This is a genomic window from Bacteroides sp. An322 (assembly GCF_002161765.1).
In the GTDB taxonomy this organism is placed as follows: domain Bacteria; phylum Bacteroidota; class Bacteroidia; order Bacteroidales; family Bacteroidaceae; genus Phocaeicola; species Phocaeicola merdavium.
On record NZ_NFIN01000002.1, the window covers coordinates 52,936 to 66,682 of the forward strand.

Genomic DNA, 13,747 nt, shown 5'->3' on the forward strand with positions numbered 1-13,747 from the left:
AAAGCGCAGAGTTTTTTTATTTTTTAGAGAAAAGCAAAGATGCAGAGGTATACGTGACGAACCGCCAAAGCTCTGTATGTTTTTACTTTCTCTAAATGAATCTTTGCGTTTTTGCGCCTCTGCGTTAGATTTAAAATTAGTTCAACGGTTCGTTCAGCACGTTGGGGCTTAGGCTTCCTTCTTTCTCGCGCTCCCACTTGATGTAGAGCTGGATGAGGTTGAACAGCCCGATTGCCTTCATGTTGTTGTGGTAAATCACGTCGATGCAGAGGTCGAGCAAGTCTTTGCTGTTCCCTTCCATCGAGGCGATAAGCGAGCGTACGTTCAGTCTCAGCTTGTCGAGCACCGATTCGTCTACGATTCCGTTGCTGTCTATCAGGTGCTGGAACAACGCGTATTTCTCGATGGTCTGCAAGTGCTCTTCCGATATTTCCAAAGTCCGTGTGCCGGACTGGTTCGCTTGTATGGTATACATAATCATTATTGTTTTAAAAGTTAATTGTAAAGCAAAGATAACCGTTTCTTTTGTATTCCGGGCATTTCTGTCCCGTTTTTTTCGCATCACAAAGATACGTTTTCTTTTCCGTACGGCAATGGATTTGGAACGGGTGAGCGTAAAAATCTGTTAACGAATAGGCGTTTTATTTACTTGTTGGTTCGCAATCTATTGTATATGTGTAAAATATAGATAAGTGCAAACGACAACTTTTTTCAGTGCCGATATCTATGCTATCAGTGAAGGTGTCTAAGAAAACCGATTTCACCTAACTGTAATCTGTAATATTGTAATGCTGTAACGGAGAATCTGCATATATATGCATGAATTATTCTGCCTAACTGGATGCGTGAAAGAAAATAGTTGCGCCGTGCTGCGCAACTATCTGTTTATGGTATTGCATAATTCAAAACTTTTTCGTACCTTCGTAGGCGTAAAGCAAAGGTTTCAGATTCTGTCATCGCACGAGCAAATGCGGGGGCAGAGGGGCATGTTGGAAGCATCGGTTGCCGGGAGCGCAATGAGCTTTGTGCGGCGCGTGGTGGAAACGTTTGGGATGCGGGGCGAAAATCTTTTCTACTTGGCGCATAGTGAGTATTTTCTTGAACTTGGCGTAATAGGTTTCTTGCGTCTCGATGCGTTTCTTTTGGCATTCGAAACGGGTTTGCATCCGCTTGTCCAGTTCTTCATCGCTCAGCTCGCTTTTGCGCGGGCGTTCGGCAGGAGCAGGACGGCATTCTGCCATTGCTTGCAGGTATTCCTTGTAGAGCGGAAGGAACTTGGCTGAGGTTTCATCGTCAAGCATCAGTTCCTTGTCCATTCGTGCGGCTTGGCGTTCGATGCGTTGTTCGGGTGTGGGTTGTTGTCTTTTCTGTTCAGGCTTTTGAGCGAAAAGTGTGGTGGTGCACATCAGGGCACCCATTGCGAGATATACATACATTGTTTTCATGTTCCTTGAGTTTTTTAGTTATTAATTCTTTTAAGTCCGCTCCCTTCGTTTCCGGTACCGGGTGAAAACGAACGAGCTGTTTCGCGCGTTTACTATTCAGACAAGCGATGAAGGCTACCGTTTAATCGGTTTAATATATTTTAGCGTAGAGGCATGCGAAGAAGAAAGAATTGATAGAAAAACGTCTTCTTTGTCAGAATTCAGCTTCTCTGCAGAGGGTGAGCCGCTTGCCGGTCACGGGATGGACGAACGTAAGCTGGGCGGCATGGAGGTAGAGGCGTCCGGCTTTCTTGCCATAAAGTTCATCGCCCGCAATGGGACAATCCAGCCCGTCGGGGTGGGCGGCATGGACGCGTAGCTGGTGGGTGCGTCCGGTGAGGGGATAGAACGAGACGCGGGTCTTCCCCTCTTTCCGTTCGAGCACTTCGTAACGGGTCACGGCGGGTTTTCCGTGTTCGAAGTTCACCATTTGGCGCGGACGGTTGGCGTAGTCCGGGCAAAGGGGCAGGTCGATGATGCCTTCGTCTTGCTCTACCATGCCATCTAACAGGGCGGTGTAGCGTTTCCGTATCTCGCGGGTGGCGAACATCGCCTGCAACGCTTGATGTGTTTCCTTGGTCTTTGCCGCTAAGAGCAAACCCGATGTAGCCATGTCTAAGCGGTGGACGATGAGCGGACCGTCGGCTTCGGGATATTTTTCCTTCAGGCGGGTGTAAACGGAATCGGATGTGAGCTTGCCCGGTGCGGAGAGCATTCCGCATGGCTTGTTTACCACCACGATCCACTCGTCTTCGTAAACGGTTTCCAACTCACCGGTTTCCCGATGGGCTTTCTCTAACGGGTTGGGTTCCACTTCCAGTCCTGCTAACATGTGCCGCAAAATGGGTTCGCACTTGCTTTTGCATGAAGGATAGAAGTGCCCTTCGCGCCGGAGTTCTTCCTTCGGCGATTCTCCCACCCAGAACTCGCCCATTGCTAATGGATGAAGCCCGTGCAGGTAAGCGTATTGCAGGAGCTTGGGCAAGGCGCATTCGCCCGCTCCAGCGGGAGGGATGCCCTGCGGGGTGTCGCGGAAGATTTGGCACAGGTCTTTCGTTTCGCCTCGTGCGTTCAGCATCCGGAATTGGCGGAACAAGCGTTGCTGGAGTGCCGCCGAGCGGGTTTTCCGTTCGTGCTTCAGGGCTTGTATCTGGGTTTCGAAGGCGGAAAGGGAAGCCTTTCGTTCCTCTTCTTCTTGCCTTAGCTTTTTCTCCAGGCGTTTGTATTCGGCTTTTTGGAACTGGCTTTCTTTGATGAGCGCGGCTTCTTCTTCGGGCGAAACTCCTTTCTTCCGCTTTTCTTCGCGCGAGCGTTTGGCTTGTTTCATTTCCTCCTTTGCCTTTGCCAATGCTTCCCGATGGGCTTGTGTGCCGGCTTGGTAAGCGTGTTGCAGGTGCAGGTAGGCTTCGTCTTTTTCCAGCGATTCGATGCGCCGGTTAATGGCGGATATTTCGCTTTCTTCTTGCTTGAAGAACCCGTCGGGACGCAAGAGGTCATATACCGGAGGCACGAACCCTCGGTGCAGGTTGCTTCCGGCAAGGTTTCCCGAGAAAGCCGCCAGATACCCCACGTTTCCTTCCGTGTCTCGTATCAGGAGCACGCCGAACATCTTCCCTTTGTGCAATTCTTCTTCCCATTTGGAGCGGGTGCGGAGATGTGCCTGCACCTCGTGTGCCGCTTCCTGCACCAACGGGTGAGGGGTGTAATGAAAAGGGAAAGTGAACGCCGGGGGCAAGGGAATGCCCTCGATAGAAGAAGCAAAACGGTGGATGTTGGGGTCGGACATAAGTATAGAATTTATTTTTGAATCGAACGCAGAGACGCAAAAGCGCAAAGTTTGTATTTTCTCAAAATATATTCTTTGCGTCTTTGCGTCTCTGCGTTTAATATAAAGCATCGTAATCAAATCATTTCCCGTTGGCGGCAGAAATATCCGCTGAAGATAGCGTCGATGTTCTCTATCCGTTCGCGGAAGATGCCGTAGACGGCTGAGCCTGACCCCGTCATTGAGGCATATACGGCTCCCAAGTCGTACATCTTGTCCTTGATAGCGGCTATATCGGGATAAAGGGCGAACACCGATTCTTCGAAATCGTTTTTCAGTTCGTCTTTCCACGTCTCTACGGGCTGGCGGATGATTTCTTTTACCGATTTTTCCGGATAGTGCGGCTTGATGCGGCTATAGGCTTCGTTGGTCGAAATTGCGTTTTGCGGTTTCACCAATACCAGCCGGTAATCGGAAAGCGAGCAGGTGATTGGCTCGAAGATGTTTCCGATGCCCGTGGCGAAGACGGGCTGGTTGCGCACGAAGAAAGCGCAATCGGCTCCGATGCGTGCGGCGTATTCTTCCATTTCCTGCACGGTCAGCCCGATTTGGAATTTCTCGTTCAATAGCTTAAGCATGAAAGCCCCGTCGGCTGAACCTCCTCCCAGCCCGGCTCCGGTAGGGATGTGCTTGTACAGGTGGATGTCGATAGGGGGCAATTGGTATTTCTCGCGAAGCAAGAGATAGGCTTTTACTACGAGGTTGTCTTCGGGTGCTCCGTCAAGGAGGGTGCCTTTCACGTGCAGGCGGTAAGGTTCTGTTCCGTTCTCCAGCCGGTTTACTTCAAGCGCGTCTTGCAGGTTAATCGGATAAAAGACGGTTTCGATGTTGTGGTATCCGTCGGCACGTTTTTCTACTACGTTGAGTCCCAAGTTTATCTTGGCGTTAGGGAATGTTATCATGGCAATGTTTGTTTTTAATGTTTTGCCAAAGATAGGATAAAAATCAACGCAGAGGCGCAAAAACGCGGAGTTTTTATTTTTTCTATTGGCACTTCGTGTGTCTTTGCCTTCTCTGAAATAAAAAACTTTGCGCTTTTGCGTCTCTGCGTTAATGAAAATTTACCGGTTCGGTGTGTCCCACACCTTGGTTTGCGTGCATTGCAGGTCAATCCATTGGTCTCCGCACTTCACTTTGAAATCGCCTTTCTCCAAGGTCCATTGCCCGTAATAGTTGACGAAAGCCAAGTCGCTTCCTTTCAATGTCATCGTTACGGTCTTGGTTTCGCCCGGATTGAGGGAAATCTTTTCGAAGTTGCGCAGGCGGATGTTGTCGGGGGTGCTGCTTGCCACGAGGTCTTTCGAGTAGAGCAGTACGCTTTCCTTGCCCGCCATGCTTCCCGTGTTGGTCACGTCTACGCTGAAGGTCAGCACGTCATCGGCGGTGAATTGAGGCTTGTCCACCTTCAGGTTGCTATACTTATAGGTGGTGTAGCTCAGTCCGAAGCCGAAGGGCCATTGGATGTCCATCACCGAATCGTAATTGTAGTTTCCGCCCATTTGCCCGATGTTCTCGCACGGCTTGTAGTCGTAAGTGGCGAGGGCATTGATGTGCTTCGGATAGGTGTAGGGCATCTTCGCGCTGAAGTTGGCATCTCCGGCAAGGAGGTTCGCCAAGGCATCTCCTCCGTAATTGCCCGGAAGCATGATGTTTACTACGGCTTTAGCGAGCGGCTCGATGTCTTTGATGAGGCGCGGGCGTCCTTCGTTCAGAATCAGGATAATGGGTTTACCGGTCTTAGCCAATGCCTTTACCAAGTTTTGTTGGTTTGCGGAGAGGTTCAGGTCGGTCAGGTTTCCCGGAGTCTCGCAATACGAGTTCTCCCCGATGCAGGCGATGATGACATCGGCATTTCGTGCGGCTTCTACCGATTTTTCTATCTCCGGCGTGTTCTCTTCCCACCAGTTATCGTTCTTATAAGGAGCGTAAGTTACGCCCGGCTCGTAAATGATGTTTTCCTTGCCGAACTTGTTACAAAGGGCTTCGTAAATGGTGTTGTATGCTTGGGCACATTCATCGGCACGGTGTCCTTGCCAGCTATACGACCAGCCTCCGTTCAGGCACCGCATGGAGTTGGCGTTGGGTCCTGTTAAGAGAATCTTCTTGCCTTTGACGAGCGGAAGGATGCCTCCTTCGTTCTTGAGCAATACTTCCGATTCTTCGGCGGCTTGGAGAGCCACTTGTGCGAACTCTTCCGAGCCGAACTTCGGATAGTCTTCGGTGCTCCAGTAGGGCTTGTCGAAGAGTCCGAGGCGGTATTTCAGGCGCAACACACGTGCCACGGCATCATCGATGCGGCTCATGGGCACTTCGCCTTCCTCTACTAATTCTTTCAGGTAATCGCAGAAGCTCACTTCGTAAGGCACCATTGACATGTCGATGCCGGCATTGATAGCTATCTTGATAGCTTCTTTCTTGGTAGCCGCAATGTGGTCGCGTGTGCAGAGGTTATTGATGTCCGCCCAGTCGGTCACAATCATTCCGTCCCAGTTCAGGTCTTCTTTCAACCATTTGGTCAGGTATTCTTTGTTGGCATGGAAAGGCATGCCGTTGTCCACGCCCGAATTGACCATTACGCTCAATGCCCCTTGGCGGACGGCTTCGAGGTAAGGTGCAAAGTGCTTTTCGCGCATATCGCTCCGTGAGATAGAAGAAGGCGTGCGGTCCTTGCCCGATACGGGGACGCCATAGCCCATGTAGTGCTTCATACATGCCGCTACATGATTCGGTCCGATGTGGTTCGGGTCTTCGCCTTGAAAACCTATGACCGATGCTTTTCCCATTTCTGCGTTCACGTAGCAATCTTCCCCGTAGTTCTCCCACATACGCGACCAGCGCGGGTCTCGTCCGAGGTCTACCACCGGAGCATACGTCCAAGGGATGCATCCCGCCTTGGTCTCGTATGCCGAGATTTCGGCTTCACGCTTCACCAAGTCACGGTTGAAGGATGCGCCCATATTCACGCCTTGCGGGAAGAATGTGCCTCCGAGGGTATAGGTAGTTCCGTGTATTTGGTCTACGCCATAAATACAAGGTATGCCGATTTCCTTCATCGAAAGCTCTTGGATTTGCTTAATAGCCTCCGCCCATTTTTCTTTCGGTTGGGCGATGCTTAAAGGCACGTTCAGGAGTGAGCCTACTTTGTATTTCCCGATAACGGTATCCAGCTTGGCTTTATCCAAAACGAACCCATGTTTCATACTTGCTTCGAAGTCGGTCACTACATCAATGGTGATTTCACACATCTGACCTATCTTTTCTTCAAGGGTCATCTTCTGAAGCCATTCTTGGATGTTGGCTTCGATGACCGGGTCGGAAGGTATGGCAGGAGGCACGTTTTGTGCTCCTGCGCTCAAACAAGCTCCTGCACAAAATACAGAAGCCAATGCGAGTTTAGAAATGTTTTTCATGAACACTGAATTTATTAAGTTATGTATTACAAAAATAAGCGTTTCCTTTGATATATGCTGATACTTTTTTATCAAAATCCCGTATTCTTATCGTTGGAACCGGAATCGTACTTTCTCTGCAAAGATAGTTTTTTGAATATAAATACAAATGCTTTTTGATGCTAAGGTGGGCAGAGGTTACAAAAGGATACCTATTTGAAAACATTTCATACGCCCGCATGATAAAATGGATGTCCGCATTTGTCAAATACCTGTAGGGGCAGGGTTTGCCTGCCCGAATGCATCACAAATAGAGCGGTGATGTCTTCGGGCGGGCAAACCCCGCCCCTACGGTTAAATGAACTATAATAGAAAAAACTTTAGAAAACGATTGTTGTTTTTTCCCCTTCCGTAACCGTAAGTTCCAAGAAGCCTTTCACGGGGCGTTTTTCTCCGTTTACCGATACTTCGGTCACGCCTTCCGGCATCTTGATTTTGAGGTTCGGGTTCCAGCCTCCGGTGAGGATGACTTCAGCGGGCTTCCCGTCTTTCCATTTCATGTCTACCGTAGCTCCGCCACGCACCTTGAACCCGTACAGGTTTCCCGTTTTCCACGAGTCGGGCAAGGCTGGAAGCAGGTTGATGAATCCCTCCTGGCTTTGTACCAGCATTTCGCTGATGCCCGAAGTGCCTCCCCAGTTTCCGTCCATTTGGAAAGGCGGATGCGAACAGAACAGGTTGGGGAAGGTTCCGCTTCCATGTTCCGTGGGAGCGGCTTGCGTATAGGCGGGATAAAGCAGGTTGCGGAACAAGGTGTATGCTCGGTTTCCGTCTCCCAAGCGTGCCCAGAAATTGATTTTCCATGCCCGGCTCCAGCCCGTTCCTCCGTCTCCTCTCCGGTCAAGCGTGGCACGGCACGCTTCCGCTAATTCGGGGGTGTGGTAAAGCGAGATTTGGTTTCCCGGATGCAAGCCATACAGGTGCGATACATGGCGGTGGTGCACATCCACTTCCTCATAGTCCTTGAGCCATTCCATCAGATACCCCTTCTTGCTGATTTGGTGCGGGGGAAGCTGGGTGAGGGCTTTATTTAATTCTCCGGCATAAAGGGAGTCGGTATGCAAGATGCATGCGGCTTCTATCACATTGGTATAGAGTTCACGCACCAATTGTATATCCATGGTAGGTCCCATGCAGATACTTATCGGTGTACGGTCTTTCTTTGATGCGTAAAACTCGTTTTCGGGTGAGGACGTAGGAGCGGTCACCAGCCATCCGTGTTCCGGTTCGCGCACCATGGTAGAGTAGAAGAACTCCGAAGCTCCTTTCAATATAGGATAGATGTCGGCAAGGTATTGCCGGTCGCCCGTATAAAGGTAATGTTCCCATAGGTGTGCGCAGAGCCAAGCTCCGCCCGTATTAGTCGCGCCCCACGAAGGATGTTCGCCCGGAGCGGTATAGTTCCAGATGTTGGTCATCATGTGAAGCACCCAGCCTTTCGCATCTTCTCCATAGAATGCCTTCGCGCTTTCTTCTCCGCTCTTCACCAAGCGTTCCACCAAGGCTATCATCGGTTGGTAGAGTTCGGAAAGATTGCCCGGCTCTACGGGCCAGTGGTTCATTTGGATGTTGATGTTCGTATGATAATCCCCGTTCCAAGGTGTGGTGACCCCGTTCGCCCAAAGCCCTTGGAGGTTGGGCGGAAGGCTTCCGGGACGGGTGCTGCTTATCAACAGATACCGTCCGTAATTATAATAAAGGGCAGCCAGCGAAGGGTCATCCTGCGTTTGGAAAGCTTCCAGCCGCTTGTCGGTGCTTAGTCCGGAAACGGTTGGGTTTTCGGGCAAAACGATTCCCGCACGGTGGAAGAGCCGCTGGTATTCATCTATCGCCTCTTGCTTGGCTTGCGCTAAATCGGAAGCCAAGGCTTGGTCGAGCAAGCGTTGGGTCTCGGTCTGATACAGTTCGCCTTTCATATACGACGTGTTCGCCGATACGATAATCCATGCTTCACCGGCATCCGAAACTTCGATAGCATCCGCATGGGTCTGCATCCGGCTCTTGTTTCCTATAAGCTTCACACCCGTTATGGCGGAATAGCGTACACCCTCTTTCCGCTCGTTCCCGCTATCCAAGGTACCTGCTATTTCCAGTTTTCCTTCGCTCAGTTTCCGCACGCTTCCCCGTTCGGGACGGCTCAAAGTGAGGCGGAATCCGAGTGCGTCCGGTCGGTCTGCTTTCAGGTGGATAAGCATCACGTCTTTGTCTCTCGATACGAAATACTCACGCACGTAGCGCGTTCCGTTTTTCGTGAAGGTGGTGTATGCCACACTTTCATCCAAGTTAAGCCAGCGCAAGTAATCCTCCTCCGGGCTTTCCGCATCGGGATAATCGTATTCGATGTACATATCGGCAAGCATCTGGAAACATCCGTACGTGCCTCCCTTTTCGGGCTTCTTGGGTACGAAGCTGGTGTACATCAGTTCTTGCGCTTCTTTGTTCTTGCCTTCGAAGAGGAGTTGGCGGATGCGGGGAAGGCTTTCGGAGGCTTGCGGGTTGCGGTAATCGGCTTCCGAACCGCTCCACATGCTGATGTCGTTCAGTACGATATGCTCCCGCGCGATACCTCCGTCGGGCATCATGCCCAAGCGTCCGTTGCCTAACGGGAGAGTTTCTTCCCATTGTGCCGCCGGCTCGTCATACCATAAGGTTTGGTCGGTCCGTTTCAGAGTGGGCATCGGCTCTTTTCCGGTCAGGGCGCGGTAGATGGTTTCGGCGATGAGTTGCGCTCCGTATTTATTGGGATGCACATCGTCGGTATAGGCTTGCGGGAAATAAGGGCGCAAGGGTGTATTCAGGTCGATAATGGGCAAATGGCGTTCGTGAGCCACATCCTTGATGCGGGGAATGACTCCGTATGTGGTGATGCTATCGTTGATGCCCCAGTCTTCCCGTCCTCCCGGAACGGGAAGGCAAAGGTAGATTTTCGGATGTGAAGGCAAGGCCTCGAAGGCATCAATCATCGTGTTCAGGTCTTTCTTGAAGTCTTCTTTATGTACCCAGTTCATGGGCTTTGTATCATTGGTGCCCAACTTGATGGTCACAATATCGGGTAAGAAAGCAAGCGCGTCCTGATAGGGTTGCTTTGCCATGTAGGGCAAGTTTCCTTTCATCATGAGTGTATGAGCGGTCAGTCCGAAATTCCCTACTTTATATTTGTCCCCTAGCAGACGTTGGAGCACGGCTGGATAGCTTTCGGTTTCGGGATGCTCCAAGGCAAATCCTTCGGTGATGCTATTGCCTATACAAGCCACTTTGATAATCTTTTCTTTGGTTTGCGCAAAAAGGCACATCGGGAAGACGATGAGCCAAGCGAGTAAAAGTAGTTTTTTGTTTTGCATACAATTAAATATTAGTTTAAGTTGCTTGCAAAGATAATCTTTTTTCTCTCATTTGAAAGGTTTCTTTGGATTTAAGATTAGGCATGATGTTATTAATTAGGGTATCGAATGTTTTGAAGCCGGCTTCGTAGGCGGATGAAGCAGGCTTCGTGGGCAGATACATACGGATGCGTAGGGCGATGAAGCCGTATGCATTTTTGTCAGCAGATAACTGACATATTGGCGTAGTTTCTATGCCTTTGTGTTTTGTGCTTATCGGCTTAATATGCTTAGGGGTAAGGAATGATAATAAAAAGGGTATGCAAACAAAATGTGCCCTTAGGGGAAACAAATTCGCCCCTTCTTTTTTATATAAGTGTAATATATTTGCGTTGTCCTAAATGAAGAGGAGGGCTTTTGCCATGTTATACTCCGTTTTATTAGGACAAGAAATGAATGATTAAGTTTAACTATTAAACAATGTACCATGAGTAAACACTTATTCGGAAAGTGCACTTTCGTGCAACTGTGTTTTCTTGCAATGGCGATGCTATTATGCTTCCCTGCAAGTGGTGTGAGAGCCGCTCAGGCTTCTCAGCAAAATCTAACTGTTTCGGGTGTTGTTACTTCTGCTGCAGACCAATTGCCGCTTATCGGCGTTAGTGTGCAAGTGAAGGGGACAACTAATGGCGCTATTACCGACCTCGACGGAAATTATACCGTAAGCGTAGCTTCCGGCGAGACGTTGGTATTCTCTTACATCGGTTTCAAGACGCAAGAAATCCAAATTACCAATCAAACTACATTGAATGTAGTAATGGAAGAGGATTCGGAAACTTTGGATGAAGTAGTCGTAGTAGGTTACGGTGTTCAGAAGAAGAAATTGGTGACCGGTGCCACGGTGCAGGTAAAAGGTGAGACCTTGGCGAAGATGAACACCAATAGCCCGTTGCAGGCTATGCAGGGCCAGACTCCGGGTGTGAACATTTCTTCTACTTCCGGTCAGCCGGGCGAAGGCATGAAGGTAAGTATCCGTGGTTTGGGTACGGTGGGTAATGCTTCTCCGCTTTATTTGATAGACGGGGTAGGCGGTGATATTTCGACCTTGAACCCAGCCGATATCGAAAGCATTGATGTCTTGAAGGATGCCGCTTCCGCCGCTATCTACGGTGCGCAAGCCGCTAACGGTGTGGTTTTGATTACCACCAAGAGCGGAAAGGCGGGAAAGGCTCAGATTTCGTTTGACGCTTATTACGGTTGGCAAACCCAAGCCCGCAAGGCGGACATGCTGAACTCCAGAGAGTATATGATGATTATGGACGAGCAGGCGGTCAACTCGGGCAATGCGCCATACGATTGGAATTCGTTCGAAAGCATCTACGATGCGAACGGTAATGTGTATGATACCGATTGGGTAAACTCGATGTTCCAGAACAATGCCCAGACACAAAGCTATACCTTAGGTATTACGGGCGGTTCGGAAACTTCTACCTATGCTATGTCATTGGGCTACATGAGCCAGGAAGGTATCGTAGGTGGCAAGGATGTATCGAATTACGAACGTTATAACTTCCGTATCAATTCGGAACATAAGATTTTCAAGGATTCCGATTTGTTGAAGGTAGGCGAGCAGGTCAGCTTCGTTTATAAGATGAACAACGGTATTTCAGTAGGTAATCAATATAACAATACGCTTCGCGGAGCATTCGGCACTTCTCCGTTGGCTCCCATTTATAGCGACAATAACATTTATGATTCGCCTTATAACGATACGACCAACTCCGACTGGTATAATGGAGACGGAAACCCTTACGGAAGCATGATGACCAATAGCAATAACGAGAATAAGGATGCCACTTTCTCGGGTAATGTCTATGCCGAATTGCAACCCATCAAGAACTTGAAGTTCCGTACCGTATTCGGTGCTGTATATAGCACAAATGAATACCGTAGTTTTTCTCCGTTGTATCATTTCTCTATTTATAGTTTCAATGATACACGTACCAGTGCCGCTCAGAACATGACACACGGATTGACCATGACTTGGACCAATACGGCAACCTACGATTGGACCGTAGGCGAACATGCTTTCAACGCCTTGGTAGGTATGGAAATCAGCCGCTATAACGGTACGTATTTACGGGCTACGAACGGTATCTTGCGTGACGGATTCGATGATTGGGAACATGCATACGTAGATAACGGTACGGCTACCAGCACCGATAACGGACTGGGTGCGGCAGGTCATCCGAACGATGAGACCCGCACGGTTTCTTATTTCGCCCGCTTCGGCTGGAACTGGAAAGAAACCTATATGATTAATGCTACGGTCCGTGCCGACGGTTCTTCTCGTTTCGCTCGTGGAAACCGTTACGGTGTATTCCCTTCGGTATCTGCAGGTTGGACTATCTCGAACGAAGCCTTTATGGAAGACACGTACGATTGGCTGGACTTCTTGAAACTCCGTGTCAGCTGGGGTCAGGTAGGTAACCAGAACATTGATAACTACCAGTACACCGCCCCGATTACGTCAAGCAACACGCATTATATTTTCGGTAATCAAGTAGGAGCTGATGCCCAATCCGGTTATTGGGGTTCTTATCCGAGCCGTTTGGCGAATGAAGACGTAACATGGGAAACTTCCGAACAGACCAACATCGGTATCGATGCCCGTTTCCTGCGGAGCCGTTTGAGCCTGACCGCTGATTTCTATATCAAGACAACAAAAGACTGGTTGGTGGAAGCTCCGATTTTGGCTACGGCAGGTACAGGTGCTCCGTTCATCAATGGCGGTGATGTGAAGAATACCGGTATCGAATTGGCTTTGACTTGGAACGACCAAATCGGAAGCGATTTCCAATACAATGTAGGCATCAACGGTGCTTATAATAAAAATAAGGTAGGAAACATTCCGACCGAAGACGGCATTATCCACGGTGATACCAATATGTTGTATGACAATACACCGGAATTCTATCGTGCATCGAACGGTCATCCGATAGGTTATTTCTGGGGATATGAAACCGCCGGAATCTTCCAAAACCAGCAACAGATTGAAGATTGGAAAGCAGCCGGAAACGGTATTTTGCAAGCCGATGTACAACCGGGTGATGTCATCTACGTAGACCAAGACCATAACGGTGTGATTGACGATAACGATAAAGTGGATTTGGGTAACGGTACTCCCGACTTTACATACGGTTTCAACCTCGGATTCAGCTATAAGAATTTTGACTTTGCTTTAACCGCATACGGAGCGGCTGGAAACCAGATTGTACAGAGCTACCGTAACCATGCCAATAAGTATTCGAACTATACCTCGTCTATCTTAGGACGCTGGACGGGTGAAGGCACCAGCAACCGCCTTCCGCGTGTAACGGAAAATAATATCAACTGGCAATTCTCTGACCTTTATATCCAAGACGGCGATTACTTGCGCATCAGCAACATCACCGTAGGATATGACTTCGCGAAACTGATTAACCTGAAAGCCATTAGCCAGGCACGTTTGTACTTCCAAGTGCAGAATGCGTTTACTTTCACGAAGTATGACGGTATGGACCCGGAAATCGGTTACGGTACATCCGACTGGGTATCGGGCATCGACTTGGGATATTACCCGCGTCCGCGTACTTACCTGATTGGCGTAAACTTGAAATTCTAATTGAA

The 13,747-nt window shown here is 49.3% G+C and carries 7 protein-coding genes; 1 reads left to right on the forward strand and 6 read right to left on the reverse strand.

Annotated elements, in window-relative coordinates; genetic code table 11:
- Positions 1-136: 136 nt before the first annotated feature.
- The 6 genes from B5F91_RS01340 to B5F91_RS01365 form a co-directional block, all read right to left on the reverse strand.
- Positions 137-475 (reverse strand): hypothetical protein, encoded by a 339-nt coding sequence (locus B5F91_RS01340; RefSeq protein WP_087427430.1) that lies wholly within the window; start codon positions 473-475, stop codon positions 137-139.
- Between the two features lie 478 nt (positions 476-953).
- Positions 954-1,445, reverse strand: coding sequence for a DUF4890 domain-containing protein (locus B5F91_RS01345; protein WP_144025038.1), 492 nt, complete (start codon positions 1,443-1,445; stop codon positions 954-956).
- Between the two features lie 193 nt (positions 1,446-1,638).
- Positions 1,639-3,270, reverse strand: coding sequence for an RluA family pseudouridine synthase (locus B5F91_RS01350; protein ID WP_087427314.1), 1,632 nt, complete (start codon positions 3,268-3,270; stop codon positions 1,639-1,641).
- 116 nt (positions 3,271-3,386) lie between these two features.
- The gene (ispE, locus tag B5F91_RS01355; RefSeq protein ID WP_087427315.1) at positions 3,387-4,211 is read right to left on the reverse strand and encodes a 4-(cytidine 5'-diphospho)-2-C-methyl-D-erythritol kinase; all 825 of its coding nucleotides are present in this window, start codon (positions 4,209-4,211) and stop codon (positions 3,387-3,389) included.
- 159 nt (positions 4,212-4,370) lie between these two features.
- Positions 4,371-6,719, reverse strand: coding sequence for a glycoside hydrolase family 3 N-terminal domain-containing protein (locus tag B5F91_RS01360; protein WP_087427316.1), 2,349 nt, complete (start codon positions 6,717-6,719; stop codon positions 4,371-4,373).
- A gap of 359 nt (positions 6,720-7,078) precedes the next feature.
- Positions 7,079-10,099: a glycoside hydrolase N-terminal domain-containing protein gene (locus tag B5F91_RS01365; protein ID WP_087427317.1), complete on the reverse strand. Its 3,021-nt coding sequence runs from the start codon at positions 10,097-10,099 to the stop codon at positions 7,079-7,081.
- A gap of 466 nt (positions 10,100-10,565) precedes the next feature.
- Here B5F91_RS01365 and B5F91_RS01370 point away from each other — a divergent pair, with 466 nt between their 5' ends.
- On the forward strand, positions 10,566-13,742 hold the full coding sequence (locus tag B5F91_RS01370; RefSeq protein ID WP_087427318.1) for a TonB-dependent receptor: 3,177 nt from the start codon (positions 10,566-10,568) through the stop codon (positions 13,740-13,742).
- Positions 13,743-13,747: the final 5 nt, after the last annotated feature.

Coding starts and splice junctions, on each gene's coding strand:
- B5F91_RS01340 (WP_087427430.1), bottom strand. CDS start 475: ATGTATACCATACAAGCGAACCAGTCCGGCACACGGACTTTGGAAATA.
- B5F91_RS01345 (WP_144025038.1), bottom strand. CDS start 1,445: ATGAAAACAATGTATGTATATCTCGCAATGGGTGCCCTGATGTGCACC.
- B5F91_RS01350 (WP_087427314.1), bottom strand. CDS start 3,270: ATGTCCGACCCCAACATCCACCGTTTTGCTTCTTCTATCGAGGGCATT.
- ispE (WP_087427315.1), bottom strand. CDS start 4,211: ATGATAACATTCCCTAACGCCAAGATAAACTTGGGACTCAACGTAGTA.
- B5F91_RS01360 (WP_087427316.1), bottom strand. CDS start 6,719: ATGAAAAACATTTCTAAACTCGCATTGGCTTCTGTATTTTGTGCAGGA.
- B5F91_RS01365 (WP_087427317.1), bottom strand. CDS start 10,099: ATGCAAAACAAAAAACTACTTTTACTCGCTTGGCTCATCGTCTTCCCG.
- B5F91_RS01370 (WP_087427318.1), top strand. CDS start 10,566: ATGAGTAAACACTTATTCGGAAAGTGCACTTTCGTGCAACTGTGTTTT.